This window comes from Halomonas smyrnensis AAD6 (genome assembly GCF_000265245.1).
GTDB lineage: Bacteria > Pseudomonadota > Gammaproteobacteria > Pseudomonadales > Halomonadaceae > Halomonas > Halomonas smyrnensis.
Window position 1 is genome coordinate 101,032 of record NZ_AJKS02000003.1, and the last position, 26,121, is coordinate 127,152.

Sequence of the window (26,121 nt, forward strand, 5' to 3'; positions counted from 1 at the left end):
GAGACGCCATGCGCCGCGCCCCGCTGACCTCGCTTGCCCTGTGCGCCCTGCTGACCCTGGTCGGCTGCGGCGACAAGGCGTGGCAGACCAAGGACATCGCCCCACTGATGCCGCCGCTGGCCTTCACGCTGATCGACGAACGCGGCGAGACGGTCGAGGCCGGCCACTATCGCGGCGACGTGACCCTGCTGGTCTTCGGCTATACCCACTGCCCCGACGTCTGCCCCACCACCCTGGCTCGACTCGCCGGCCAGCTGCGGTCGCTGCCGGCCGAGCGCCGGGATGACGTGCGCGTGCTGTTCGTCTCGGTCGATCCGGACCGCGACGACCCCGAACGGCTCGCGGCCTACACCGACGCCTTCGGACCGGCCATCGTCGGCCTGACCGGCCGCCCGGTGCAGCTCGACGCCCTCACCAAGCGCTATCGGGTGACCTACGGCTATGGCGACAAGGACGCCGCCGGCGGCTATGCCGTCTCGCATCCGAGCGGCGTGTTCGCCTTCGACCGAGTGGGCGACGCCCGGCTGCTGATCCGCGACGGCGACGGCCCCGAGGCCGTGCGACACGACCTCGAGCGGCTGCTCGCCGAGGAAGGGTGATCTCACCCGGGGGTAAGCCATAACGCGCCGTTACTGGCCGTCGATCTCCCGGATGAAGGGCGGCAGCGCATCCAGCAGCGCGCGGCCGTAGCGGCGGGTCAGCACCCGGCGATCGAGCAGCGTGATGCGGCCGCGATCGGCCTCCTTGCGGATCAGCCGGCCGCAGGCCTGGACCAGCTTGATGGAGGCGTCGGGCACGCTGATGCGCATGAACGGATTGCCGCCCTGGCGCTCGATCCACTCGGCCAGCGTCGCGCCCACCGGATCGTCGGGCACCGCGAACGGCAGCCGGGTGATGATCACATGGGTCAGGTAGTCACCGGGCAGATCGATGCCCTCGGCGAAGCTCGCCAGGCCGAACAGGATGCTGCCCTCGCCCTTGTCGATCTTCGCCCGGTGGCGCTCCACCAGCTCGCGCTTGGGCAGCCGGCCCTGGGCCAGCACCCGCTCCCGCGTGCCATCAGAGAGCGCGCGCTCCACGGCCCGCAGCTGGGCGCGGGAGGAGAACAGCGCCAGCACCGCCTCGTCGTTTCCGAGGGCCTCGACGAAGTCGACGATGGCGCGCTCGTGGCCCTCGCGGTCGGACGGATCGGCCGCCTCGCGGGGCACGCTGAGCACCGCCCGGGAGTAGTCGAAGGGGCTCGGCAGGCTCTGGTAGCGATAGCGGTTGGCGAGCCCGGCGCGCTCCTGCAGCCGCTCGAAGCGGCCCAGGGCGGTGAGGGTCGCCGAGGTCACCACGGCGCCGAAGCAGCGCCCCCACAGCGACTTGGCCAGGGTATGGGCGGCGGACACCGGGCTCGCCGAGAAGGTCAGCTCCGGGTCGCCGCCGAAGCGCTCCAGCGTCAGCCAGCGGGCCCGCGGCGGCTCGCCTGCCGGATCGGTCTCGGCGAAGGCCTGCCACAGGGCATGCGCCTCCAGTGCGCGGCCGTGGAGCAGCGCCACCAGCGGCAACCAGGGCTCGGCCTGCTCCTTGGGCAGCCCGGTGGACTTCTCCGGGTCCAGGCTCTCGCGCAGGATGTCGGCCATCGACTCCAGGGTCCGCGACAGCTCGGCGAACATCGTCACCAGTCCATCGGCCTGTTCGCGCAACGCGTCGGGGATTCGGCCCATCTCGAAGCGATGCTGGGCGCTGTCCTCGCCGTCGCCCAGGCCCTCGGGGCGCCCGGCCAGCTGATGACCCAGCGAGAAGGCGTCGCCGAGGCGCGGCTCGAGCCCCTCGAACAGCGGCGGCAGGCTCGACAGCAGGCGCGCCAGCGTCGGCTGCACGGCCAGCGCCTGATTGAGCTCGGTGAGCGACTTCTTCAGCGTGCTCAGCCAGCGCAGGCCATGGCCCACGGCGAAGCGATGGGTGAAGTGGTTGAGCGCCTTGTCCGGCAGGTGGTGGCCCTCGTCGAAGACGTAGATGCAGTCGCCGGGGTCCGGCAGCACCACGCCGCCGCCCAGGGCCAGGTCGGCCAGCACCAGGTCGTGGTTGGCGACGATCACCTCGGCGCTGTCCAGCTCGCGCCGTGCGCGGAAGAAGGCACAGGCGCCGTAGTGTCCGCAGCGGCGATTGGTGCACTGGCGATGATCGACGGTCAGCTTGCGCCAGTGGGCGTCGTCGATGCCCTCCGGCCAGCTGTCGCGATCGCCGGCCCAGCGGCCGTTGCCGTAGGCCTCGCCGAGGGACTGGACGAGCTCTTGAAAATCGTCGCCGCCGCTGTCCAGGGCCTGCTCGAACAGCGACAGGGTGGGATTGTCGTCCTCGCCCCCGTCCATGGCCTGATCGAGGCGCGCCACGCAGACGTAGCGACCTCGGCCCTTGGCCAGGGAGAAGTTGAAGGAGAGCCCGCTGTGGGCCTTGAGCGCCGGCAGGTCCTGGTGCAGCACCTGCTCCTGCAGGGCCACCGTGGCGGTGGCCACCACCAGGCGCTTGCCATGGGCCTTGGCCACCGGCAGCGCGGCGAGCAGATAGGCCAGGGTCTTGCCGGTGCCGGTGCCGGCCTCGAGCACGCAGACGTGCTCGTGGCTGGTGCGCTGGCCGGCGTCGTCGGCCTCGATGCCGCCCAGGGTGCGGGCGATCTCGGCGATCATCAGCCGCTGGCCGTAGCGTGGGGTGAGGTCGAGGCCGTCGAGCACCTTGCGATAGGCGCCCTGGATCTCGCCCTTCAGGGCCTCGTCAAGCATGATGCGTCCATAGAGAAACGCGGCTGTTCCGGCGGCGGGGCGTCGCGAGGACGCGGTACATCCTTCCCTGGACGCTCCTGTTGCCATCCATGGCAAAAGAGCCTCGCTTCACCCTGCCCCCGGCGCCGCTCGCCAGGGGAAAGCCGACCGTTGTGTCGTCTCGTCAAGTGGCGAAGCCGCGCCTGCGCTTCCAGGCGCGCAGCGCCGCTCCTCAAGCTTTACAGCAGCCCTTCCGGCGGATGCTCGCAGGGCAGCTTGTCGTTGATGAAGCGCTCGATCTCCGGCAGCGAGAAGGCGTCTTCCTCGCCCACGAAGCTGATCGAGACCCCCTTGGCGCCGGCGCGACCGGTGCGGCCGATCCGGTGGACGTAGTCCTCCGGATCCTCGGGCAGGGTGTAGTTGATGACGTGGCTGACGTCCTCGATGTGGATGCCGCGGCCGGCCACATCGGTGGCCACCAGCACCTGGATCTCGCCCTCGCGGAACTGCTCCAGGGTACTGATGCGCTGGTTCTGGGGCACGTCGCCGGAGATCATGGCGGCGTTGATGCCGGCATCCTTGAGCAGGCCGTCGAGCTTGCGGACCAGATCGCGGCGGTTGCCGAACACCATCACCCGATCGAAGCTCTCCTGCTGCAGCAGCTTGACCAGCAGCTTCGCCTTTTCCTCGTCGCCGACCAGGTAGACGCGCTGATCGATGTTGGCCGCGTTATCGACGGTGACCTCGATATCCACGTGGGTCGCATCGAGGGTCCACTGGCTGGCCAGATTGAGGATGTCCTCGGTGAAGGTCGCCGAGAACAGGAAGGTCTGGCGCTCCTCGGTCTTCGGCGTGTGACGGATGATGCGCTTGACGTCGGGGATGAAGCCCATGGAGAGCATCCGATCCGCCTCGTCCAGCACCAGTACCTCGACCTGGGAGAGATCGACGTCACGCTTCTGGTGGAAGTCCAGCAGCCGGCCCGGGGTGGCCACCAGGATGTCGAGCTGCTGGCCGAGGCCCTCGAGCTGCTTCTGGTAGTCCATGCCGCCGACCACGCTGGCCACGTTGAGCTTGGTGAAACGCGCCAGCGCCTTGGCGTCCTTCTCGATCTGCAGTGCCAGCTCGCGGGTCGGGGCCACGATCAGCGCCCGCGGCGCGCCCGGCTTCTGGCCGTCCGGCGCCTCTTCCTCGAGGAAGTAGGCGAGGATCGAGATCAGGAAGGCGGCGGTCTTGCCGGTGCCGGTCTGGGCCTTGCCGACCACGTCGCCGCCGAGCAGGGTGTGAGTCAGCGCCTCGGCCTGGATCGGCGTGCAGTATTCGAATCCCTGAGCATGGATGGCACGCATCAGCGGCAGCGGCAGGTCGAAATCGTGGAAGCGCCACTTGCCCGCCACGGCGGGGACCTGGAACTGGCGCAGATCCCAGTTCGACTGGCGACGACGCGGCTTGCGGCGGCGACGCTTGGGCTTGCGGTTCTCGGTCTGGGCCGGTGCTGTGGTCTGTTCCGACTCGCTCATAGGCTGTGCTGTCTCGTCCATGTTCGTGGATGGAGGTGCATCGATGAGAGATGCGTGACGCAAACGCGCATTGTACCAGTCTCAGGCGCCGAGGGCGCGTCTGCTGTCGAAGGGAAGCGTCCGGCTGCTAGAATGGCGCCCATTGAAAGAGGAGCCGTGTCATGACACGCAGGAAGAAGACCCGTTCCATCGCCGACAAGGTGACCATCCGCACCGGTCGGCGCAAGGACTACAAGAAGTGGCGCCACGAGAATCCCGACGAGGTGACCTCGTCGCGGCGCTACACCGAGAAGAAGCGCCAGCAGCGCAAGCAGCAGGCGGAGCGCAAGCTGGCTCGCCAGGAAAGCGGCCAGAAGATCGACATCCATCCCGACAAGCCCGAGCAGAAGGACGACTGACCGATGCGCCTGGTGTCATTCAACATCAACGGCATTCGCGCCCGCCTGCATCAGCTGGAGGCCCTGGTCGCTGCGCATCGCCCGGCGGTGATCGGCCTGCAGGAGACCAAGGTCCAGGACAGCGAATTCCCGATCGAGGCCGTCGAGGCGCTGGGCTACAGCGTCCACTTCCACGGCCAGAAGGGCCACTACGGCGTGGCGCTGATGATCTGCAACGAGCAGTGCCCGGACGGCCCGGAGGCGATCCACCGCGGCTTCCCGGACGACGGCGAGGACGCCCAGCGCCGGCTGATCGGCGCGCGGCTGCGCATCGCCGGCGGCGAGCCGCTGACGGTGTGGAACGGCTACTTCCCCCAGGGCGAGAGCGTCGACCATCCGGTGAAGTTCCCGCACAAGCGCGAGTTCTACGCCCAGCTGTCGCGCCTGCTCGACGAGCATCACGCCCCGGACGAGCGCCTGGCGATCATGGGCGACTTCAACATCTCGCCCGAGGATATCGACATCGGCATCGGCGAGCCCAACCGCAAGCGTTGGCTGCGCGAGGGCAAGACCAGCTTCCAGCCGGTGGAACGCGAGTGGCTCGCGGGCATCAAGGCCTGGGGCCTCGCCGACAGCTACCGGCTCTGCCATCCGGACGTGGACGACCGCTTCAGCTGGTTCGACTACCGCTCCAAGGGCTTCGATCGCGACCCGAAGCGCGGCCTGCGCATCGACTACATCCTGGTGACGGAGCCGCTGGCCGGCCGGGTGCGCGACGCCGGCATCGACTACGAGCTGCGCGGCATGGAGAAGCCGTCCGACCACGCCCCCGTGTGGACCGAATTCGAGGCGTAATCACGCCTCAGGCCTCGTCGGCGGGACCACTTTCCTCGGTCCCGCCTGTTGCCTCACCGCCTTCCTGCGCCGGCAGGCTCGACAGCCAGTCTTCCGCCTCGGGCTCGCCCAGATCGCGCGCCTTCGCCAGCGCCTCGCCGGCGATGCCCCACTCGCCCCAGCCGTAGGCCAGCTCGCCCAGCCGCAGCCAGTCGTCGCCGGCTCCGCTGCGCTCGGCGACGTCGCGCCAGGCGTCCAGGGACCTGTCGTGATCGCGCGCGGCCTGCCAGGCGCGCGCCAGCAGGCGGCGATGCTCGAGATCGTCCGGCAGCGCCTGCTCTTCGAGGGCGGTGGTCAGAAGTTCGGCGGCCCGCGCCGGCGTGCCGCCGGCCAGGTGAAGACGAATGCGCTGGCGCAGGTCCTCGGCGCCGGACAGCACGCCACGGCGCCAGCCGGCCTCCCAGATCGCCGCGGCCCGGCCCGGATCGCCCAGGCGCTGGGCCAGGCTCGCCGCTCGACGCCAGGTCTCGGCATCGCCGTCGGCGCCCTGGAGACGCCGCTCGATCAGCGCCAGCGCGCCGCCATCATCGCCGGCACGCTGCAATACGGTAGCGGCCAGCGACGCACGCGCCTCGCTCGGCTCGCCGCCGCCACTCAGGGCGCGATTCACCCAGCGCGCCGCGGCGTCCCAGTCGGCCTCGGCGGCCAGCAGCTGGGCCATCAGCCAGTGATCCTCGCGGGTGCCGCCGTGACGCTGGAACCAGTTGTCCAGCAGCGCCCTCGCCCGCTCGGGCTGATCGCCCCGCAGGCGCAGCCCCGCCTCCTGGCGTAGCCAGCGATCCGCCTGGGCGCGCTCCACGCCGCGGATGCCGCGCGCCTCGGCCAGATGACCGGCGGCGGCGAGGGGATCATCGAGGCGCGCCTCGGCGCTGGCGGCGAGCTGCAGGTAGAGGGCGCGGGCCCAGCGATCCGAGGCATTGCCACCCGCCAGGCGCTCGGCCTGGCTCAGGGCGCGGTCGCGCACGGCGGAAGACTCGGACCGCCCCAGGCGCTGCTCGAGGCCCCGAAGATCGTCGATGCGCGCCCCGGACAGGGTCGGCGCCGCCAGGGCGGGCGATGCCAGCAGCAGCCAGGCGAGCAGGCACAGCGGGCGTGTCGGCGTCATGATCGTCATCTCAGCTGGAACTCCAGGCGCTGGCGGGCCCGACGGCGCTGATCGGCGGAGGCGAACTGCCAGCCGGCGATGGCGCGGCGAGCGACGCGGTCGAAGACGCGGCGCGGGCTGGCCTCCACCACCTGGATGCTGTCGCGCTCGACGCTGCCGTCGCGGCGAATGACGAACTGCACCACCACGTGGCCCTCGAGGCCGCGACGGCGGGCCCGCGAGGGATACTCGGGCGGCACGCGACGCGTGGCCTGGGCGGAGGACCCGACGTCCACCGGCTCGTTGGAGGCCGCCTGACTCGCGGCCGGGGCCGACGACGATGCGCTGGCCGTGGCCTGGCTCGGGGCAGGATCCGGTGCCGGCGTCGGCTCGGGCTCGGGCTCAGGCTCGGGTTCCGGTTCGGGCCGGGGCTCTGGCTTCGGTTCGGGCGGCGTCTCGGTGAGCTCCGGCAGGGCCTCGTCCACCGGCGTCTCCGGCGTTTCCATGGGCGGAAGCTCCGGCTCCGGCAGGGAAATGGCGCTGTCGACCTGGGGCACCGGCGCCGGCTGAGGCGGCGGCGTCGGGGCACTGGGCGGCGGCGGTGGCGCCGCGCTGGCCGCCGTGGCCGGCTCGGGCGCCATCTCGGCCGGCGCCTCGGCCAGCGTCATCATGATCTCCTGCTGCGGCTCGGGCTCGGCCTCGGGCGGCGCCACCAGCAGGGCCAGCAGCGCGAACAGCGCCAGGGTCAGGGCCGCCCCGGCCAGCAGCGAAACCGGTAGCCGCATCAGTCACCGCTCCGCTGGGCGGCCACCGCCACGTTGTCGACGTCGGCCTCGCGCAGGCGATCCATGACCTCGATCAGCACGCCGGTGGTGGCATCGCGATCGGCCTGGATCACCACCGAGCCGTCGTCGCTGACCAGGCCGGCCACGCGCGGACCGACCCGGTGCAGGTCCACGGGCTCGCCGTCGACCCATACCGCGCCCTCGGGGGTGATCGCCACCAGCACCTGAACGTCCGGCCGCGGCGACGCCGCGCTGGACTCGGGCCGCTCGATCTCCACCCCGCTCTCCTTGATGAAGCTGGTGGTCACGATGAAGAAGATCAGCATGATGAAGACCACGTCCAGCATCGGGGTCAGGTTGACCTCGCTGCTCTCCTCACCGGCCGCCGCCAGTCGACGTCTACGCATGTGCGTCCTCCGCGGCGCGTGCCAGGCGGTCGTGCAGCCGCTGATCCTCGCGCCGGATGATGTGTTCGAGACGAGCGATGAACAACAGCCCCACCACCGAGACCGCCATGCCGCTCAGGGTCGGCAGGGTGGCGCGGGCCACGCCGTCGGCCATGGCGCGGGCCTGATTGACCTCGCTCACCGACAGGCTGTCGAAGACGGTGATCATGCCGGTCACCGTGCCGAGCAGGCCGAACAGCGGGCATATCACCACCAAGAGCTTGAGCCAGGGCAGCGGCGCGCGCAGACGGGTGATCAGCTCACGGGCCCAGATATCGCGCAGGGTCAGGGCACTCCAGCTGGCGTGATCCTCGCGGGCCACCCAGCGCGCCACCAGGGCGTGGCGCGCCGGACGATAGTGGAAGCGGAAGAACCACCAGCGCTCCAGGCCCAGCGAGAACAGCAGCACCGCCACGCCGATGATGACCACCAGCACCGGGCCGCCGGCCTCGACCAGCCAGGCCAGGGGATCAAGCCAGCGCATCGGCATGGCGCGGCGTCACGCTCGGGGAAGCGGCGTCGCGGCCGGCTTCCAGGGTGTCGGCGAGCACGGCACTGGCGCGCCCTTCGAGGGTGCCGATCAGCGAACGGCTGCGGCTGGAGAGCGCCGTCTGGGCGAACAGCAGCGGCACCGCGGTGATCAGGCCCAGCACCGTGGTCACCAGCGCCTGACTGATGCCGCCGGCCATCAGCTGCGGGTCGCCGGTGCCGAACACGGTGATCGACTGGAAGGTCACGATCATCCCGGTGACGGTGCCGAGCAGACCCATCAGCGGCGCCACGGCGGCGAGCATCTTGACCAGCCCCTGGCCGCGCTCGAGCTTCGGCTGCTCGGCGAGCAGCGCCTCGTCGAGGCGGGCCTCCAGCGCTTCGGGCGCATGGCCCGGGCCGAGGGCATGGAAACGCTTGAGCACGCGCCCCAGCGGATTGTCGTCGCGCAGCCGGTCGAGATCGCCGAGCTGACGACGCAGCCGAACGGTCACCCGCGCCAGATAGAGATACTGCACCAGCGCCACCAGCAGGCCGACGACGCCCAGCGCCACGACCACGTAGCCCACGGCGCCGCCCTGCTGGAAGCGCTCCCACAGGCTCGGCGTCTGCGCCATGGCCGCGACGACCTGACCGTCGGCCGGATCGAAGGCCAGGGTATCGCCCTCGCCGCTCTGGAAGGCCACCAGGGGGTCGGCGATCGCCCCGGGCGTCGTCGGCAGCACCGCCAGACGCCCATCCTCACCGGAACGCTCGAGCAGCCGACCGTCGTCGGTCGCCGCCAGCAGATCGCCGACCCGCAGCACCGAGCGCTCGGACACCTCGCCATCGGCACCGGCCACCGGGGCCTCGAGCTCCGCCACCCGGGCGGTCTCGCGCGTCAGCGCCATCAGGCTGTCGGCGAGGCCGGCCACCTGATCGGCGCCGAGGATACCGTCGGCCTCGAGGCGCGGCGGCAGCTCGGCCTGGCCGCCCAGGGTCAGCCAGCTGGCGGCGAGATCGTCCCGCAGCTCGCCGCTGACGCCGGCCACCTCATCGAACAGTCCCTGCAGATCGCCCCCCTGTTCCTGGCGCCGGGCGTCGAGCTCCTCGAGCGCCTCGCGCTGGGACTGCTCCCGGGCATCGAGGGATTCGCGCCGCTCGCGGGCCTCGGCCAGGGCGCCCTGCGCCTCGGCCAGCGCCTCATCCAGCGCCGCTTCGTCATCGACCAGCTCGGCCAGGCGAGCGTTGTCGCGGGCCTCGGCGGCCTCGCGCTCGGCGCGCAGGGTGGACAGCGTGGCCTCGTCGTCCGGCGCGGTCGTCTGCTGGGCCTGGGCCAGCAAGGGAGAGCCGGCCAGCCACAGGCCCACCAGCGCGGCGCGCATTGCCGTCGTTAGGTGCATCAGGCGTCCTCCCCGGCGGGTGCCTCTGACGCAGACACGGGTTGAGAAACGGGCAGTTCGAGCAGCGCGGGGGCGCGTCGCTCGCGGGCGATGGCCAGCCCCTTGCGGACCTCGGCCAGGGCCGCGCCCTCCAGCGGCTGCCAGTCGCCCTGCTCAGCCTTCCACACGCCGCCGCGATGGCCGTCGGGCGTCAGGTAATACCAGCCGATCCGGCCCAGGCGCAGGAAATCCACCTCGCGGGGGGAATCGCCGGCCAGCTCGCCGCGCCAGGCGTCGATCTCCCGGCCATAATCGAGCTCGGCGCGCCAGGCGGCCAGCATCCGCGACAGCTTCTCGTCGCGGCTCGTCTCGGGGTCGGCCAGCAGACGCTCGAGGCTCTCGACCCGAGCCAGGCGCTCGTCCTGCAGGAAGGGCATGTCGTGCTCCACCCAGGCACGCAGACGTTCGACCATGTCGCGCATCAGGCCCGGCAGGGCCTCGCGGGTCGCGGACAGGGTGGAAAGCGCCTCGTCACGGCGGGCCAGGGTCTCGGCCTGACGCTCGACCAGCGGCGCCAGCTCGGCGTTGTAGTCGCTCAGGCGCCGCGTTTCCTCGCGCGCCTGGCGCAGTGCCTGGAGCTTGTCGCGCACGGCCTCGTCGGCGTTGTCGATGCGCGCCTGGAGCTCGGCCTGGGTACGCTGGGCATCGAGCGCCTCGTCGCGCACCGTCGACTGGGCGGCCGCGGTGCCGGCCACGAGCAGGGCGAGCCCTGCCACGGCAAGGCGAAGCCGGGGATGGTGGTAGGACACGCTAGTCTCCGAAAGGTCCAACAGATCCTCGAAACCCTACTCGGAACAAGAATAATTATCAATGCTTGACGCGCCATGGCGCGCCCGCGAGCGACTCTCATCGCCGAAGCGTTCTCCCGACCAGGGCCGGCGCCGGTTGACAGGGTATGGCCCTCGATAAAAGAATGAGAATTAATACCAACAAGGAGAGCGTGTCATGTCGGCGGCGCATCCCCAGCTGCACTACACCTGCATCTTCCTCTCGGTCTCCTTCCGGGCGCTTCGCGACGATCTGGGCAAGACCGCGCCATCCGCCGCGAGCCCCTGCTGGCCGAATGCCCGGCTGATCGAGATGCTCACCGGCGAACTGACGCGCTGCCGGGATGCGGCCGCCCGCCATCCGGCGGCCTGGCAGTCGCTCGACGCCGCCCTCGCCCATGCCAGCCTGCTGCTCGCCCAGTGCCCCGGCGGCATGGATCGCGAGCGCTGCGAGACCCAGATCGACGCCATCATCACGCCGCTGCAGGAGGCCGCCGCCTGGCTGAGCGGCAGACGCCCCTCCCGGGCACAGGAAAGTCACTGGCAGGCCGCGACCCGGCGACTGGTCGGCTGGCTGGGCCGATGAGCCGCCCTCGCCGCCTCTCCGACACGTGCCCCGGCATCGACGACGCCACCAACGCAAACGGGCCGGCCTCTCCGTGGAGAGACCGGCCCGTTTTCTAGCCCGAAAGCCAGCGTGACCGCTGGCTCTCGAACGCCTTACAGCTTGCTTTCGAGCTCCGGCAGGACCTCGAACAGGTCACCGACCAGGCCGTAATCTGCGACCTGGAAGATCGGCGCCTCCTCATCCTTGTTGATGGCGACGATCACCTTGGCGTCCTTCATGCCCGCCAGGTGCTGGATGGCACCCGAAATACCCACGGCGATGTAGAGCTCCGGGGCGACGATCTTGCCGGTCTGACCAACCTGCATGTCGTTGGGCACGAAGCCGGCGTCGACCGCGGCGCGCGAGGCGCCGATGGCGGCACCCAGCTTGTCGGCGATGCCGTCGAGCAGTTTGAAGTTCTCGCCGCTGCCCATGCCGCGGCCGCCGGAGACGACCACCTTGGCGGCGCCCAGCTCGGGGCGATCGCTCTCGGCCAGCTGCTCACCGACGAAGCTGGACTGGGCGTTGTCGAACACGGTCTTCACCGCCTCGATAGCGGCACTGCCGCTCTCGCCCACCGCGTCGAAGGCAGTGGCGCGCACGGTGATGACCTTCAGGGCGTCGTCGCTCTGCACGGTGGCGATGGCATTGCCGGCATAGATCGGTCGCTTGAAGGTGTCGGCGCTCTCCACCGCGATGATCTCGGAGAGCTGGGCCACGTCCTTGAGCGCGGCAAGCCGCGGCAGCACGTTCTTGCCGGTGGTCGAGCCCACCGCCAGCACATGGCTGTAGTCGCCGGCGAGTTCGGCCAGCAGAGCGCCCATGGGCTCGGCGAGCTGGTGGGCGTAGACGGCGTGATCGGCGACGCGCACGCGGCTCACGCCGTCGAGCTTGGCGGCCGCCTCGGCGATGGCAGAGACGCCTTCGCCGGCCACCAGAACGTCGATGTCGCCACCGATCTCTTTCGCCGCGGCGACCACGTGAGCGGTAGCGCCGGCCAGGGCGCCATCATGGTGTTCGGCCAGGACGAGAATGCTCATGAGATCACCTTCGCTTCGTTCTTCAGCTTGTCCACGAGCTCATCCACGGAGCCCACCTTGATGCCGCCCTGGCGCTCGGCCGGCGGCTCGACCTTGACCAGCTTGACCTTCGAGGCCACCGCGACGCCCAGCTCCTCCGGGGTCGTGACCGAAAGCGGCTTCTTCTTGGCCTTCATGATGTCCGGCAGCTTGGCGTAGCGCGGCTCGTTGAGGCGCAGGTCGGTAGTGACGATGGCCGGCAGCGCCAGCGACACGGTCTGCAGGCCGCCATCGATCTCGCGGGTGACCTTCAGGGTCTCGCCTTCGACCGCGATCTCGGAGGCGAAGGTGCCCTGGGGACGACCGGTCAGTGCGGCGAGCATCTGCCCCACCTGGTTGTTGTCGCTGTCGATGGCCTGCTTGCCGAGGATGGTCAGCTGCGGCTGCTCCTCCTCGACGACCTTGGCCAGCAGCTTGGCCGCGGCCAGCGACTCGACGGGCGCCTCGGTCTGCACGTGCACGGCACGATCGGCGCCCAGCGCCAGCGCGGTGCGCAGCTGTTCCTGGGCGGCCTTCGGCCCCACGGTGACGGCGACCACTTCGGTGGCCACGCCGGCTTCCTTGAGCCGCACCGCCTCTTCCACGGCGATCTCGCAGAAGGGATTCATGGCCATCTTGACGTTGGTGAGGTCGACGTCGCTGTTGTCCGGCTTGACCCGGATCTTGACGTTGTAGTCGATGACGCGTTTGACCGCGACGAGTACCTTCATAATGTCCTCGCTGGGTTCTGTCTCGGAACCTGGGAAACGGAGCTCGGCGACTCGCTGACGTCACGCGACACCGACCCCATAGAACGGACCGATATGCTTTTATGCGTTTCAGACGAGCGTTTGATAGGCGCCTTGCCGAAAAACTCCCTAAATGTGCCACAGCCCGGACCACTCCAACAATCCCCGGCATGCCGGGAGTGGGGCTTTCCGGGGTTTGGCCATCGTAAGGGGAGACCAATCCCGCTATCATGCGACCCATGGGGCAACCCCGGAAGCAAACGACCGTTTTAACACCCTGACGATGCCGAGACCGCCTCGGCCAGGACGTCGTCGAGATGGGAGGAGAAGGATCCAATGACAGAACAGATCGAGCGCGACGCCATGGAGTTCGACGTGGTCATCGTCGGCGCCGGCCCCTCCGGCCTGGCCGCGGCCTGCCGCCTGATGCAGCAGGCCAACGAGGCCGAGCAGGAGCTGTCGGTGTGCCTGGTCGAGAAAGGGTCCGAGGTCGGCGCTCACATCCTCTCCGGCGCCGTCTTCGAACCCCGCGCCCTACAGGAACTGTTCCCAGACTGGCAGGAGCGCGGCGCGCCGCTGACCACGCCGGCGATTCGCGACGAGCTCTATCTGCTCAAGGACGCCGAGAAGGCCCAGAAGCTGCCCAATGCCCTGGTGCCGAAGACCATGCATAACACCGGTGGCGCCCAGACACGCTATGTGATCAGCGCCGGCAACCTGTGCCGCTGGCTGGCCGAACAGGCCGAGGAGCTCGGCGTCGAGGTGTTCCCGGGCTTCGCCGCCCAGGAGACCATCGTCGAGGACGGCGTGGTCAAGGGCATCCTGGTCGGCGACATGGGCGTGGGCGCCGACGGTCAGCCCAAGGACGGCCACATGCCGGGCATGGAGCTGCGCGCCAAGTACACCCTGTTCGCCGAGGGCGCCCGCGGCCACCTGGGCAAGGGGCTGATCGAGCGCTTCGAGCTCGATGCCGGTAAGGATCCGCAGCACTACGGCATCGGCCTCAAGGAGCTGTGGGACGTGCCCGCCGACAAGCACGAGCCGGGCCTGGTGCTGCACGGCTCCGGCTGGCCGCTGGACAAGTCGACCCACGGCGGCTGGTTCCTCTATCACGCCGAGAACCAGCAGGTGGTGGTCGGCCTGATCCTCGACCTGTCCTACCAGAACCCGTACCTGTCGCCCTTCGACGAGTTCCAGCGCATGAAGCACCACCCGGTGCTCAAGCAGTACCTGGAAGGCGGCTCGCGGGTGGCCTACGGCGCGCGGGCCATCGCCAAGGGCGGCCTCAACTGCCTGCCGAAGATGACCTTCCCCGGCGGGCTCTTGATCGGCTGCGACGCCGGCACCCTGAACTTCGCCAAGATCAAGGGGCTGCACACCGCCATGAAGTCCGGCATGGTCGCCGCCGAGAGCGTCTTCGAGGCGATCGCGGCCGGGGGAGAGAGCGACGAGGGCGGTGCCGATCTCACCGCCTTCGAGGCCAAGTGGCAGGCCAGCTGGGCGTACCGGGAGCTCGACGAGAGCCGCAGCTTCGGCCCGGCGATCCACAAGTACGGCACCGTGGGCGGCGGCGCCTACAACTTCCTCGACCAGCTCACCGGCGGCAAGTTGCCGACGGTCCACGACACCACGCCGGACCACGCGACGCTCAAGCCGGCGGCCGAGTGCGAGAAGATCGACTATCCCAAGCCCGACGGCGTGATCTCGTTCGACAAGGCCTCCTCGGTGTTCCTCTCGAACACCAACCACGAGGAAGATCAGCCCTGCCACCTGCGCCTCGAGGACCCGGAGCTGCCGATCCGCGACAACCTGCCGACCTACGCCGAGCCCGCGCAGCGCTACTGCCCGGCCGGGGTCTACGAGGTGGTCGAGGACGACGACGGCAAGCCCGCGTTCCAGATCAACTTCCAGAACTGCGTGCACTGCAAGACCTGCGACATCAAGGACCCGGCCCAGAACATCACCTGGGTCGCGCCGGAAGGCGGCGGCGGGCCGAACTACCCCAACATGTGAGGAAAACCCGGCTCAGACGGGGCCATGTCACCGGCAAGCAACGACTCGCTTGCACCAGGGCGAAACCCCGGCGCTCCGCGAGCCGGGTGACGCGCTCGGGGCGGAACAAGGTCCCTCTTGCCGCCCCTGAATCGACATCCCTGTCGATTCGCGCTACTCGGCGCGCTGCACGGCGGCGCCCTGGCGAAATCGCTCGCATTGCTTGTCGATGCCGCCTGACCGCTTAGCTAAAAACGCCCCGCAGGCACACAGCCTGCGGGGCGTTTTTTCGTGAGCCAGCGACACCGGACTCAGTCGCCGGTGGCGATGGGCCGGTCGGCGTCGGTGATCCAGTCGCTCCAGGAGCCGACATAGAGCCGCGGCAGCGGGCGGCCGGCGATGGCGTAGGCGAGGATGTCGTGGCAGGCGGTGACGCCGGAGCCGCAGTAGGCGATCACCGGGTCCGCGCCCGGCAGCTCGGCGTCGAGCGTCTCGGGCGACTTGAAGCGGCCGCTGGCGTCGAGGTTCTCGGCGCTCGGCCGCGAGCGTGCGCCGGGGATGTGCCCGGCCAGGGCATCGACGGACTCGGCCTCGCCGCGAAAGCGCTCGGCGGGGCGCGCATCGAGCTTCAGCGCGCGGCCGGAGAACACCTCGTCGGCCTGTACCATCACAGCGTCGCGATAGCCGGGCGCCCAGTCGCTCGGCGCGGGCGCCGGCTCGCGCCCCTGCGCCAGCTCGCCGCCGGCGGCCTGCCAGGCCCCGAGACCGCCGTTCAGCAGCCGAACGTCGGGATGTCCCGCCCAACAGGCGATCATCCACCAGGCCCGGGCCGCGGCCAGCTGGCCGCCCACGTCGTCGTAGACCACCACCGGCCGCTCGGGGGTGACGCCGAGGCGACGCAGCGTCGCCGTGAAGGCCTCGCGGCTCGGCAGCGGATGACGACCGCCCGCGCCGTTCTCGCCCGGCGAGGTGGCCAGGTCGCGATCCATGTCCAGATGCTGGCTGCCCGGCACATGGCCCTCGCCCCACAGCCGCTCGCCGGCCTCGGGGTCGCCGAGTCGCGCCCGGCAGTCCAGGACCAGCGGCGGCCTATCGCCCGCGAGCGCCTCGGCCAGCTCGCCGGCTTCGATCAACACCTTCATGCGCCCTCTCCTTCCAGCCATTCGATGGGGGCCCGCCGGGCGATCAGTCGCCTGCGGCCGGCCTGACGGAATCGCACCTCGATCACGGGATTTGCCGGGTCGCCTTCCACCACGCTGATCTCGCCCTCGCCGAAGACGGCATGGTTGAGGCGCTGGCCGACCCGGTAGTCTGCCGCTCCCTCGGCGACCTGCCCCGTCTGCGCCGCGGCGGCCTCGACGGGCAGCGGCCGGCCCAGGCGCTCGAGGTAGCGCTGCACCAGCGCCGGACGGGAGACCCGCAGCGGCACCGCCGGTTCACCGGCGTCCTCGCCAACGAGGCGCTCGGCCACCCGCTGGCCGTCCTGCCAGGCGGTCTCGCCGAGGAAGCGGCTGGGCCGGTGATCGCCGCCGTCGTGCAGCATCACCAGGCGCTCGCAGGCCCGGGTGATCGCCACGTAGAACAGCCGCCGCTCCTCCTCGAGGCGCGGCGGACTCAGCGGGTTGTCGCGGGTGTAGTGCGGGAAGTCTTCCTCGTTGACGCCGCCGAGCATCACCAGCGGCCACTCCAGCCCCTTGGCGCCGTGCACGGTGGTGATCAGCACGCCGTCGTCGCGGTTCTCCACCGGGCGGCGCAGCAGCTCGATGAAGGCCGAGAGATCGGAGGCCTCCTTCGCCTGCTCCACCAGCACGTCGAGCAGGCGCACGTCCTCCTCGCCCTTGTCGCGGCGCGCCGCGGCGCGCTTGAGCACCTTCTCGGCCTCGACCTCCTCGACCACGTGCTCGAGCAGCTTGGCCGGCGACCAGCCGCCGCGTTTCGGCAGCTCGCAGAGCAGCGCCCAGCGACGCTTGAGGGTCCGCCGCTGGTGCGGCTTGAGCGAGGCCAGCAGCGGGTCCTGGCGCTCCGGCCAGCGCTGGGTCTCGGCCAGCCGGGCGGCCAGCGCCGAGAGACGCTCGCGGGGCACGAAGGGCGTCGGCTGGGACAGCAGCAGCAGCAGATGGCCGGGGTCGCGCAATAGCTGACCGTCGAGCGCCAGCGCCAGGTAGCCGGCCAGCGCCTCGACCAGCGGCAGGCGGAACACGAAGCGGTCCTCCCGGGACAGCCGGAAGGGCACGCCCTCGCGCAGCAGCGCCAGCTGCAGCGGCACCGACAGCGCCCAGCTGCGCACCAGCAGGCAGGCCTCGTCGAGACGGCGGCCGTCGCGCTGCCAGCCGGCCAGCTCGTCGAGCAGCGCCTGGCTGCCCTGCCCCACCGCCAGCCGGGTGTCGGGATTGTCCGGCGCGGCCAGGCACAGCTGGTCCGGACGACGCCGATTGGCCTCGATGGCGTGATTGGCCGCCAGCGCCAGGGCGTGGCCGTGGCGGAAGGTGGTGGAGAGCGGGTAGTCCCGGGCCTCGCCGAAGATGGCGGTGAAGTCCTCGAGCATGGTGTCGGGGTGGGCACCGCGCCATTCGTAGATGCACTGGTTGGCATCGCCCACCGCCATCACCGCCGCCTCGCGCCCGGCCAGCACCGCCAGCAGGCGCTGCTGGGTGGGGTTGATGTCCTGGTACTCGTCGATGATCACCTGGTCGAGGAAGCCCTGGACCCGGGCGCGCAGCGCGGGATCCGCCTCCAGCGCGCGGACCGGCCGATACAGCAGGTCGGCGTAGGTCATCAGGCCCTGATCGGCGAGCAGGGTCTCGGCGTGTTCGAAGGCGGCGACGAAGTGCTCGGTGTCCTCGCCGAAGTCAAGGCGGGCGTAGAGTTCGGCGGGCTCGGCCATCTCGGCCTTCACCAGGCCGCTGAAGTGGGCCAGGGCCTCGAGCTTCTCGGCTTCCAGCGCGCGCTCGCCGGCCTCGGGGAAGGCCTCCAGCGCCTGCTGGGTGGCCTGGCGCAGCAGCCGCTCGAGCTGCCAGTCGGCGGTCAGCAGACGGCGATGCTCCAGCACGCCCCAGCGCGTCAGGCTCTGGGTCAGGCGATGACCCAGCGAGTGGAAGGTGCGCACGTCGGGCAGCGCCTGGCCGGCGGGCGCCGCCGCGGCCAGCCGGGCCTGGAAGTCCTCCCGCGCCGAGCGATTGAACATCAGCACCAGGATGCGTCCGGGCGCCATGCCGCGCTCGAGCAGGTGCAGGACCCGCGCCACCAGGGTGGTGGTCTTGCCCGCCCCGGCCACGGCGGCGACGCGGGCATGGCCCTCGGGATGGCCGACCACGGCGTGCTGTTCCGGCGTCAGCCTCATGATGCCTCGTCATCCCAGCGGCCCAGCGAATGCCAGGCGCCGCCGCTCTGAAGGCCCAGCTCGTCGCCGCGGCACTCGGCGGCCTCGGCGAGGCGATAGAAGACGTTGCGCCCGAGGCGCGCGGCCAGCCCGAAGCGTACCGGCACCTCCGGTACGGCCTCGCCGCGGGGCGTGTCGCTGACCGTCAGCCGGTGCGCCTCGTCGAGCCTCACGCGATCGCCGGCATTGGTGACGAGGCACCAGTCGCCGGCGGCATCGCGCTCGGCATCGACGACCAGCAGCGGGCGATCCTCGACGCGGATGCGCCATTTCTCGCCCGGCGCTACCAGGTAATACTCGCCGTCGTCCTCGCGGCGCAGCACGCTCGTCAGCAGCCGCACCAGCGCAGGACGCGCGATGGCGGCCCCCTCGTGGATCCAGCGGCCGTCGGCGGCGATGGTCAGGTCCATGTCGCCCCGGCAGTCGGGATGCCAGCGCTCCAGCGGCGGGATCTCGCCCTCGGGCGGAATGCCGGCCAGCCAGGTGTCCAGGTTCATGACGCCTCCTTTGCGCGCCGGATCAGACCACCAGGCCGGCGCTCGACAGCGCCTCGCGGACTTCCGCCGACGCCTCGGGCACGGCCGCCCTGAACAGCCGGTAGAAGTTAGCGGTGGTCTGCATGGCCACTTCCTCGACGCTGATGCCGCGCTCCTCGGCGATGCACTCGGCGACCTCGACCACCCAGGCCGGCTCGTTGGGCTTGCCGCGATGCGGCACTGGCGCCAGATAGGGGCTGTCGGTCTCGATCAGCAGGCGATCCAGCGGCACCTTGCGGGCCAGCTCGCGCACCGATTCTGCGTTGCGGAAGGTGACGATGCCCGACAGCGAGACCATGAAACCGTGGGCCACCGCCTCGCGGGCCATGTCCAGGTCCTCGGTGAAGCAGTGCAGCACGCCGCCGACCCGCGGATCGACGTGTTCGCGGATCAGCGCCAGGGTGTCCTCGCGCGCGGCGCGGGTGTGGATGATCACCGGCAGCTCGAGCTCGGTGGCGGCGATCAGGTGGCGGCGAAAGCGCTCGTGCTGCACCTCGCGGGAGACGCCATCGTAGTGATAGTCGAGGCCGGTCTCGCCGATCGCCACCGCCTCATGGCGCTCCGCGCATTCCTTGATGGCCTCGACGCTCGGTTCTTCCGGCACCTCATGCAGCGGATGCACGCCGGCGGAGATCACCACGTCGTCGTGCTCGCGGGCGATGGCGGCGATGCCCGGCACTTCCTCCAGGGTGACCGCGATGGCCAGGAACTGGCGCACGTCGCGGGCGCGGGCGGCGTCCAGGGCGGCGGCGACGTCGCCGTCGTGGGTGCGGGGATCGAGGCGATCGAGATGGCAGTGGGAATCGACAAACATCGGCAGGTTCACACGGAAAGTAGGATAAGTTCGGGAGCTCGACGCGGGTCAGAGCGTGTAGGTCGGCGCGTCCTTGTCCAGCTGGCCCGCCAGCAGGGTCTCGATATGGTCGCGCACGCCCTGGTCCTCGACGCCGAAGTGCACGCCGATGCCCGGCACGCGCCGCCCGGAAACGCCCTCGGGCGAGACCCACACCACGCGGCCGGTGACCGGCAGGCGTTCGCTCTCCTCGGGCAGGGTCAGCAGCACGAAGACCTCCTGGCCGAGTTCGTAGCGCTCGCGGGTCGGCACGAAGATGCCGCCGCGCTCCAGCGACGGCATGTAGGCCGAGAGCAGCGTGGGGATATCCCGGATCGTCAGGGAGAGGGCTTTCTGGGCGGACATCGGCGAGCCTCCTCGGGCAGTGTCTTCAGGAGCGCAACAGCGCGGACCAGCGCACCAGCCAGGCTTCCAGCACCAGCTGCGGGTTGGGATTGCCTCCCGCGCCGAGCAGGCGCCGCTGTTCGCGAGCATAGTCCAGCAGGCGGAACCAGTCGCGGACCCGGCCGTTCTTCACCGCCTGGCGATAGAGCGGCAGCAGGTCGGGGTTGCGCAGCGTCGCGCTCTCCCCGGACAGGCCCAGCCGGATCAGATCCTCGAGCCAGGCGATACCGTACCACAGGATGGCATCGAGGGACTGACGGTCCAGCCGCGCGGCCTCGGCCACCGGCTCGGCGCCGCGCACCAGGGCGTCGAAGGTCTCGTGGAGCTGCTGGCGCAGCGCCCGGGCGTCGGGCTCGGCGAGCTCCAGGGCCCGCAGCGGCAGTCCGCCGGCGGCCTGATACCAGAAGCGGGCATCCTCGCGGCCGCCGAGCCGCTCGGCCAGCCAGTCGAGGCACTCGGCCTCGTCCGGCGCCGTCAGGCTCCAGTGCTGGCAGCGCGAGCGGATGGTCGGCAGCAGGTGCGAGGGAATGTCCGAGAGCAGCAGGAACAGGGTCCGGCCGCCGGGCTCCTCCAGGCTCTTGAGCAGGGCGTTGGAGGCGGCCACGTTCATCGCCTCGGCCGGCGAGATGACGATCACCCGGTAGCCGCCCTGCTGGGCGGTCTGGGAGACGAAGCCGTTGATCTCGCGGATGGCGTCGATGCGGATCTGGCGCTTGCCCTCGTCCGGCGACACCCGCATCAGGTCCGGGTGATAGCCCGACGCCAGCATCTGGCAGGCGTGGCAGCGGCCGCAGGCGACCTCGCCCGGCGCCTGGCACAGGGTGCGGGCGATCAGCGCCTCGGCCAGCGACGGCTTGCCGACGCCGTGGGGGCCGGAGAACAGCAGCGCATGGGGCAGGCGGCCGGCCTCGGCCAGCGCGATCAGCTCCCGCCAGCGGGGCTCGAGCCAGGGCAGCGGCCGGACGGGCTCGCTCATGACGCCTCCAGATGCGCATCCAGCCGGCGACCGAGCTCGGCCTGCACGTCCGCGAGGGCGCGGTCGGCGTCGACCACGGCCATGCGCTCGGGCGCCGCGGCGGCGCGGGCCAGATAGGCCTGGCGCACGGCCTCGAAGAACTCGGCCCGCTCGCGCTCGAAGCGATCGCGCTGGCCACCGCTGCGCTCCAGGCGCCCCTCGAGCCGGCGCTGGGCCGCGGCCATCGGCATGTCGAGCAGCAGCGTCAGGTCCGGCTGCAGCCCCTGCTGGACGAAGGCTTCCAGCTCGGCGATGCGCTCGGCCGGAATGCCGCGCCCGCCGCCCTGATAGGCGAAGGTGGCGTCGGTGAAGCGGTCGCAGACCACCCAGGCGCCCCGCTCGAGGGCCGGCCGCACCACCCGTGCCAGATGCTGGGCGCGGGCGGCGAACACCAGCAGCAGCTCGGCATCATCGTCCAGCGGCTCGTCGGACGCGGGGTCGAGCAGCAGGCCGCGGATCGCCTCGGCGCGCGGCGTGCCGCCCGGCTCGCGGGTGCGCACCACCTCGAGGCCGCGGGCCTCCAGATGCTCGGCGACCCAGGCCAGGTTGGTGGACTTGCCCACCCCTTCGCCGCCTTCCAGGGTGATGAAGCGTCCTCGGCGTTGCATGGCCTCTCCGATGCTCAGCGGTTGCGAATGTAGCGATTGACGGCATTGTTGTGCTCGCGCAGCGAGCGCGAGAAGTGGTGGGTGCCGTCGCCCCGGGCCACGAAATAGAGCGCCTCGCCCTCGGCGGGCTGCACCGCCGCCTGCAGTGCCGCCCGTCCCGGCAGGGCAATGGGCGTCGGCGGCAGGCCGTCGATCACGTAGGTGTTGTAGGGCGTGGCCTCGCGCAGGTCGGCGCGGGTGATGTTGCCGTCATAGTCGTCGCCCATGCCGTAGATCACGGTGGGGTCGGTCTGCAGGCGCATGCCCCGCTCCAGCCGCCGCACGAAGACGCCGGCGATGCGGTCACGCTCCTCCGGCGCCCCGGTCTCGCGCTCCACCAACGAGGCCAGGATCAGCGCCTGATAGGGCGTATCGATGGGCAGGTCGTCGTCACGCGCCTCCCAGGCCTGGGCGAGCAGCTCGTCCATGCGCGCCATCGACTGGCGCAGGATCTCCAGATCGCTGATGCCCTTGCGGTAGCGATAGGTGTCGGGGAAGAAGCGACCCTCCGGCAGCTCGCCCTCGCGGCCGAGCTCGGCCATGATCTCGGCGTCGGACCACTCGGCGGTGCGATGCTCGAGTTTCGGCGCGGCGTTCAGCGCGGCGCGCATCTGGGCGAAGGTCCAGCCCTCGGGGACGGTCAGCGGATAGGTGACCACCTCGTGACGATCGAGCAGGCCGAGCAGCTCGCGACCGCTCATGTCGGGCGTCAGACGGTACTCGCCGGGGCGCAGGTCGGGCAGCGCCTCGGGGTCGAGACGGCTCAGCAGGCGATAGGCCCAGCCGTCGGCCAGGATGCCGCGCTCGTCGAGCTCACGGATCACGCGATGGAAACCGGCGCCGGCCGGCACCTCGTAGAGCGTCGGCGCCTCGAGGGCCAGCGGCGCCTCGAGCCGGCTCTGCCAGTAGCGATACCCCGCGCCCAGCACCAGGGCGGCCAGGATCAACAGCAGCGGCAGCAGCTTGGCCACTCGCCTCATGGGAAGTCCTCGTTCAGTCGTGGGGATAGCCGAGCCGCGCGTGGGCCTCGGCCCGCAGGGCGCGATGGCGATCGCCGATGTCCCAGCGCGCCAGGCGGCGGCCGTCGGCGTCATCGAGCCGGGTCACCGGCCACAGGCCCTGCACGGAGTTGGCCAGGCACACCGCCTCGGCCGTCGCCAGCGCCTCGGGCGAGGTGTCCGCCTCGCGGATCACGCCGCCGTCGAGCAGCGATGCCCGCAGGGTGCCGGCCACGCCGCAGCGATCGAGCCGGGGCGTGTACCAGTCGCCGTCCTGCCACCAGAAGAGGTTCATGCAGGTCGCCTCGACCAGTCGCCCCTCGGCATCGGCGAGCAGGCCCTCGGCGATCTCGGGATCGGACCATTCGGCCCGGGCCAGGACGTTTTCCAGCCGATTGAGATGCTTGAGGCCGGCCAGCGCCGGCTGGATGCCCAGCCGCAGCCGGCAGTGGCGAACCCGCACGCCGTCGCGCCAGCGGGCCTCGAGCGGCGCGAAGGGCACGGCCTGCCAGCGCAGCCGCGGCTCGGGCTCGGCGGGCGCGAGATAGCCGCGCCCGCCGGAGCCGCGGGTCAGCATCAGCTTGAGCACCGAGAGCCCCTCGCCGGCCCGGGCCGGCAAGGCGTCGAGCATGGCCCGGTCCGGCATCGGAATGCCGAGGGTCTCGGCACCGCGGGCCAGCCGGGCCAGGTGCTCGGCCCACAGCCGCGGCTCGCCGTCGCGCACCAGCACGGTCTCGAACAGGCCGTCGCCGTAGGCCAGGCCACGGTCGTCGAAGGGCACGCCCTCCCCCGGCGGCAGCCGGGCGACATCGACGCCGCCCGTCATGCTCACACCTTGGAAAACAGCAGCGTGCCGTTGGTGCCGCCGAAGCCGAAGGAGTTCGACAGGCTGACGTCGATCTTCATCTCCCGGGCGGTATGGGGCACGTAGTCCAGCTCGCAGCCTTCCTGGGGGTTGTCGAGGTTGATGGTGGGCGGCGCGACCTGATCGCGGATCGCCAGCACCGAGAACACCGCCTCGACGGCGCCGGCGGCGCCCAGCAGGTGGCCGATCATCGATTTGGTGGAGCTGACCGCCACGTCCTTCGAGGCCTCGCCCAGCACGCGCTCGACGGCGCGGCTCTCGGCCAGATCGCCGGCCGCGGTGGAGGTGCCGTGGGCGTTGATGTAGTCCACCTCGGCCGGATCGATCTTGGCGTCGCGGATGGCATTCGCCATCGACAGGGCCGCCCCGCTGCCGTCTTCCGGCGGCGCGGTCATGTGGTGGGCGTCGTCGCTCATGCCGAAGCCGGTCAGCTCGGCGTAGATGGTCGCGCCACGGGCCTTGGCGTGCTCGTACTCCTCGAGCACCATCACGCCGGCGCCGTCGGAGAGCACGAAGCCGTCGCGATCGCGATCCCAGGGGCGGCTGGCCGCGGCCGGATCGTCGTTGCGGGTCGACAGCGCGCGGGCGGCGGAGAAGCCACCCAGACCCAGCGGCGTGGTGGCCATCTCGGCGCCGCCACAGACCATGACATCGGCGTCGCCGTAGGCGATGGTGCGGGCGCTGTAGCCGATGTTGTGGGTGCCGGTGGTGCAGGCGGTGGTGATGGCGATGTTGGGACCGCGGAAGCCGTGCTGGATCGCCAGGTTGCCGGAGATCATGTTGATGATCGAGCCCGGCACGAAGAACGGCGAGATGCGGCGTGCGCCGCCCTTCTGCAGGGCATTGTGGTTATGCTCGATCATCGGCAGACCGCCGATGCCGGAACCGATCGCCACGCCGATGCGGTGGGCGTTTTCCTCGGTGCACTCGATGCCGGCGTCGCTGATCGCCTGTCCACCCGCGGCCACGCCGTACTGGATGAACAGATCCATCTTGCGGGCGTCCTTGGGGTTCAGGTAAGGGCTGATGTCGAAGTCCTTGACCGACCCGCCGAACCGCGTGTTGAAGCCGCTGGCATCGAAGTGCTCGATGGGGGCGATACCGCTCTTCCCGGCCAGGATGTTGCCCCAGCTCTCGTCCACGGTATTGCCGACTGGCGTGACCAGGCCTAGCCCCGTCACCACAACCCTTCTACGAGCCATCCGCTCTCCTCCAGATCCAGATAGTGTCACGGCCCCGCGGGACCGTCTTGGCGCGCATTATACCCGAGTCCGCGGCCGCTGTGGTCGCGCGCCCCCCAGATAGCACGAGAGCCGTCCTGCATGGCAGGACGGCTCTCTCACCAGGGCGCGTGGCCCCAGGCACACCTCAGCAAGCGGTGTCCGACAACACCCTTACTGGTGGGCGTTGACGTAGTCGACGGCTTCCTGAACGGTGGTGATCTTCTCGGCTTCCTCGTCGGGAATCTCGGTGTCGAATTCCTCTTCAAGCGCCATCACCAGCTCGACGGTATCCAGGGAATCCGCGCCGAGGTCCTCGGTGAAAGAAGAAGAGTTCTGGATGTCCTCTTCCTTGACGTTCAGGCGCTCGGCCACAACCTTCTTCACGCGCTCTTCGATGGTGCTCATTATGAAGTACTCCAGTCGTTCACGTTAAGCGACTGCTAACCAGCCGTTTCAGATCCGCAAGCCAATAAGCTGCGGGGTAGTTTATAGACCGCTCAAGGACAACGCAACCGCCGCATGACGCGGCTTCAGCGCATGTTCATGCCGCCGTTGACGTGCAGCGTCTCGCCGGTGATGTAGCCGGCCGGCTCGCTGGTCAGGAAGCCCACCGCCGCGGCAATTTCCTCGGGTTGACCGAGGCGCGTCAGGGGGATCTGGCCGAGCAGCGCATCCTTCTGCGCCTCGGGCAGGGCCTCGGTCATGTCGGTGGCGATGAAACCCGGCGCCACGGCATTGACGGTGATGGCGCGGGAAGCCACCTCACGAGCCAGCGCCCGGGTGAAGCCTTCCATGCCGGCCTTCGCCGCAGCGTAGTTGGTCTGGCCGAGGTTGCCCATGGTGGCGACCACCGAGCTGACCGAAACGATGCGACCGAAGCGCGCCTTGGTCATGCCGCGCAGGCAGGCCTTGCTGACGCGATACACGGACTTGAGGTTGGCGTCGATCACCGCATCCCACTCATCTTCCTTCATGCGCATGAGCAGGTTGTCGCGGGTGATGCCGGCGTTGTTGACCAGGATGGTCGGCGCCCCGAACTCTTCATTGATGGCCCGAACCAGGCCGTCGACGCTGGCCTGATCGGTGACGTCGAGGCGGCGCCCGGCGCCCTCGATGCCATGGGCCTTGAGGTCGGCGTCGATGCGCTCGGCACCGGCATCGCTGGTGGCGGTACCGATCACGATGCGGCCCTGACGACCGAGCTCGTGGGCGATGGCGCGGCCGATGCCGCGGCTGGCCCCGGTGATCAGGGCGACTCTAGACTCGCTTGACATGGTCTCTTCCGTTC

The 26,121-nt window shown here is 70.4% G+C and carries 27 protein-coding genes; 5 read left to right on the plus strand and 22 right to left on the minus strand.

Going from position 1 to position 26,121, the window contains the following annotated elements; genetic code table 11:
* Positions 1–8: 8 nt before the first annotated feature.
* Complete coding sequence (locus tag UYS_RS0204600) at positions 9–599, plus strand: SCO family protein (RefSeq protein ID WP_016854328.1); 591 nt, start codon at positions 9–11, stop codon at positions 597–599.
* Positions 600–629: 30 nt separating this feature from the next.
* Here UYS_RS0204600 and dinG read toward each other — a convergent pair whose 3' ends face one another.
* Together dinG and UYS_RS0204610 are read right to left on the minus strand one after the other, a co-directional pair.
* Positions 630–2,765 carry an ATP-dependent DNA helicase DinG gene (gene dinG / locus UYS_RS0204605; protein ID WP_016854329.1) on the minus strand — a complete coding sequence of 712 codons (2,136 nt, stop codon included), beginning with the start codon at positions 2,763–2,765 and terminating at the stop codon, positions 630–632.
* Between the two features lie 218 nt (positions 2,766–2,983).
* A complete protein-coding gene (locus UYS_RS0204610; protein WP_016854330.1) occupies positions 2,984–4,264 on the minus strand; it encodes a DEAD/DEAH box helicase in 1,281 nt (426 codons plus the stop codon).
* A gap of 161 nt (positions 4,265–4,425) precedes the next feature.
* Here UYS_RS0204610 and UYS_RS0204615 point away from each other — a divergent pair, with 161 nt between their 5' ends.
* Both UYS_RS0204615 and xthA read left to right on the plus strand, forming a co-directional pair.
* On the plus strand, positions 4,426–4,662 hold the full coding sequence (locus UYS_RS0204615; RefSeq protein WP_016854331.1) for a hypothetical protein: 237 nt from the start codon (positions 4,426–4,428) through the stop codon (positions 4,660–4,662).
* A 3-nt stretch (positions 4,663–4,665) separates the two neighbouring features.
* A complete protein-coding gene (gene xthA / locus UYS_RS0204620) occupies positions 4,666–5,496 on the plus strand; it encodes an exodeoxyribonuclease III (RefSeq protein WP_016854332.1) in 831 nt (276 codons plus the stop codon).
* Positions 5,497–5,503: 7 nt separating this feature from the next.
* On the opposite strand, the gene UYS_RS0204625 is transcribed toward xthA, so the two are convergent.
* The 6 genes from UYS_RS0204625 to UYS_RS0204650 are packed head-to-tail and all read right to left on the minus strand — an operon-like array spanning position 5,504 to position 10,509.
* On the minus strand, positions 5,504–6,640 hold the full coding sequence (locus UYS_RS0204625; protein WP_156821543.1) for a tetratricopeptide repeat protein: 1,137 nt from the start codon (positions 6,638–6,640) through the stop codon (positions 5,504–5,506).
* Between the two features lie 5 nt (positions 6,641–6,645).
* Entirely contained in the window at positions 6,646–7,404 is a 759-nt protein-coding gene (locus UYS_RS0204630; protein WP_016854334.1) for a TonB family protein, read from the minus strand.
* Complete coding sequence (locus UYS_RS0204635; RefSeq protein WP_016854335.1) at positions 7,404–7,811, minus strand: ExbD/TolR family protein; 408 nt, start codon at positions 7,809–7,811, stop codon at positions 7,404–7,406. Before UYS_RS0204635 ends, UYS_RS0204630 begins: the two co-directional genes overlap by 1 nt.
* The gene (locus UYS_RS0204640) at positions 7,804–8,340 is read right to left on the minus strand and encodes a MotA/TolQ/ExbB proton channel family protein (protein ID WP_016854336.1); all 537 of its coding nucleotides are present in this window, start codon (positions 8,338–8,340) and stop codon (positions 7,804–7,806) included. Before UYS_RS0204640 ends, UYS_RS0204635 begins: the two co-directional genes overlap by 8 nt.
* Positions 8,321–9,721, minus strand: coding sequence for a MotA/TolQ/ExbB proton channel family protein (locus tag UYS_RS0204645; RefSeq protein WP_237738423.1), 1,401 nt, complete (start codon positions 9,719–9,721; stop codon positions 8,321–8,323). Before UYS_RS0204645 ends, UYS_RS0204640 begins: the two co-directional genes overlap by 20 nt.
* A complete protein-coding gene (locus tag UYS_RS0204650) occupies positions 9,721–10,509 on the minus strand; it encodes a DUF3450 domain-containing protein (protein ID WP_016854338.1) in 789 nt (262 codons plus the stop codon). Before UYS_RS0204650 ends, UYS_RS0204645 begins: the two co-directional genes overlap by 1 nt.
* Before the next feature lie 196 nt (positions 10,510–10,705).
* Between UYS_RS0204650 and UYS_RS0204655 the strand changes: the two genes are divergently transcribed.
* Positions 10,706–11,113 (plus strand): hypothetical protein, encoded by a 408-nt coding sequence (locus UYS_RS0204655; protein WP_016854339.1) that lies wholly within the window; start codon positions 10,706–10,708, stop codon positions 11,111–11,113.
* Between the two features lie 134 nt (positions 11,114–11,247).
* On the opposite strand, the gene UYS_RS0204660 is transcribed toward UYS_RS0204655, so the two are convergent.
* Together UYS_RS0204660 and UYS_RS0204665 are read right to left on the minus strand one after the other, a co-directional pair.
* Positions 11,248–12,174, minus strand: coding sequence for an electron transfer flavoprotein subunit alpha/FixB family protein (locus UYS_RS0204660; RefSeq protein ID WP_016854340.1), 927 nt, complete (start codon positions 12,172–12,174; stop codon positions 11,248–11,250).
* Complete coding sequence (locus tag UYS_RS0204665) at positions 12,171–12,923, minus strand: electron transfer flavoprotein subunit beta/FixA family protein (RefSeq protein ID WP_016854341.1); 753 nt, start codon at positions 12,921–12,923, stop codon at positions 12,171–12,173. Before UYS_RS0204665 ends, UYS_RS0204660 begins: the two co-directional genes overlap by 4 nt.
* Before the next feature lie 354 nt (positions 12,924–13,277).
* Between UYS_RS0204665 and UYS_RS0204670 the strand changes: the two genes are divergently transcribed.
* Positions 13,278–14,954 carry an electron transfer flavoprotein-ubiquinone oxidoreductase gene (locus UYS_RS0204670; RefSeq protein WP_016854342.1) on the plus strand — a complete coding sequence of 559 codons (1,677 nt, stop codon included), beginning with the start codon at positions 13,278–13,280 and terminating at the stop codon, positions 14,952–14,954.
* Between the two features lie 290 nt (positions 14,955–15,244).
* Here UYS_RS0204670 and UYS_RS0204675 read toward each other — a convergent pair whose 3' ends face one another.
* The 12 genes from UYS_RS0204675 to fabG all read right to left on the minus strand — a co-directional run bounded on the left by UYS_RS0204675 (position 15,245) and on the right by fabG (position 26,107).
* Positions 15,245–16,075 (minus strand): sulfurtransferase, encoded by an 831-nt coding sequence (locus tag UYS_RS0204675; RefSeq protein ID WP_016854343.1) that lies wholly within the window; start codon positions 16,073–16,075, stop codon positions 15,245–15,247.
* Entirely contained in the window at positions 16,072–18,273 is a 2,202-nt protein-coding gene (locus UYS_RS0204680) for an ATP-dependent helicase (RefSeq protein ID WP_016854344.1), read from the minus strand. Before UYS_RS0204680 ends, UYS_RS0204675 begins: the two co-directional genes overlap by 4 nt.
* A complete protein-coding gene (locus UYS_RS0204685) occupies positions 18,270–18,809 on the minus strand; it encodes a DUF1285 domain-containing protein (protein WP_016854345.1) in 540 nt (179 codons plus the stop codon). Before UYS_RS0204685 ends, UYS_RS0204680 begins: the two co-directional genes overlap by 4 nt.
* Before the next feature lie 22 nt (positions 18,810–18,831).
* Positions 18,832–19,662: a TatD family hydrolase gene (locus UYS_RS0204690; protein ID WP_016854346.1), complete on the minus strand. Its 831-nt coding sequence runs from the start codon at positions 19,660–19,662 to the stop codon at positions 18,832–18,834.
* Positions 19,663–19,710: 48 nt separating this feature from the next.
* The gene (locus UYS_RS0204695) at positions 19,711–20,046 is read right to left on the minus strand and encodes a PilZ domain-containing protein (protein ID WP_016854347.1); all 336 of its coding nucleotides are present in this window, start codon (positions 20,044–20,046) and stop codon (positions 19,711–19,713) included.
* A 25-nt stretch (positions 20,047–20,071) separates the two neighbouring features.
* Positions 20,072–21,061, minus strand: coding sequence for a DNA polymerase III subunit delta' (locus UYS_RS0204700; protein ID WP_016854348.1), 990 nt, complete (start codon positions 21,059–21,061; stop codon positions 20,072–20,074).
* Complete coding sequence (gene tmk / locus UYS_RS0204705; protein ID WP_016854349.1) at positions 21,058–21,708, minus strand: dTMP kinase; 651 nt, start codon at positions 21,706–21,708, stop codon at positions 21,058–21,060. Before tmk ends, UYS_RS0204700 begins: the two co-directional genes overlap by 4 nt.
* Before the next feature lie 14 nt (positions 21,709–21,722).
* Complete coding sequence (mltG, locus tag UYS_RS0204710) at positions 21,723–22,727, minus strand: endolytic transglycosylase MltG (protein WP_016854350.1); 1,005 nt, start codon at positions 22,725–22,727, stop codon at positions 21,723–21,725.
* A gap of 13 nt (positions 22,728–22,740) precedes the next feature.
* Positions 22,741–23,571 carry an aminodeoxychorismate lyase gene (pabC, locus tag UYS_RS0204715; protein WP_016854351.1) on the minus strand — a complete coding sequence of 277 codons (831 nt, stop codon included), beginning with the start codon at positions 23,569–23,571 and terminating at the stop codon, positions 22,741–22,743.
* A 2-nt stretch (positions 23,572–23,573) separates the two neighbouring features.
* Positions 23,574–24,812 carry a beta-ketoacyl-ACP synthase II gene (fabF, locus tag UYS_RS0204720; RefSeq protein ID WP_026068348.1) on the minus strand — a complete coding sequence of 413 codons (1,239 nt, stop codon included), beginning with the start codon at positions 24,810–24,812 and terminating at the stop codon, positions 23,574–23,576.
* Between the two features lie 192 nt (positions 24,813–25,004).
* Complete coding sequence (acpP, locus tag UYS_RS0204725; RefSeq protein WP_016854353.1) at positions 25,005–25,238, minus strand: acyl carrier protein; 234 nt, start codon at positions 25,236–25,238, stop codon at positions 25,005–25,007.
* Between the two features lie 125 nt (positions 25,239–25,363).
* Positions 25,364–26,107, minus strand: a complete 744-nt coding sequence (gene fabG, locus UYS_RS0204730; RefSeq protein ID WP_016854354.1) for a 3-oxoacyl-ACP reductase FabG — start codon at positions 26,105–26,107, stop codon at positions 25,364–25,366.
* Positions 26,108–26,121: the final 14 nt, after the last annotated feature.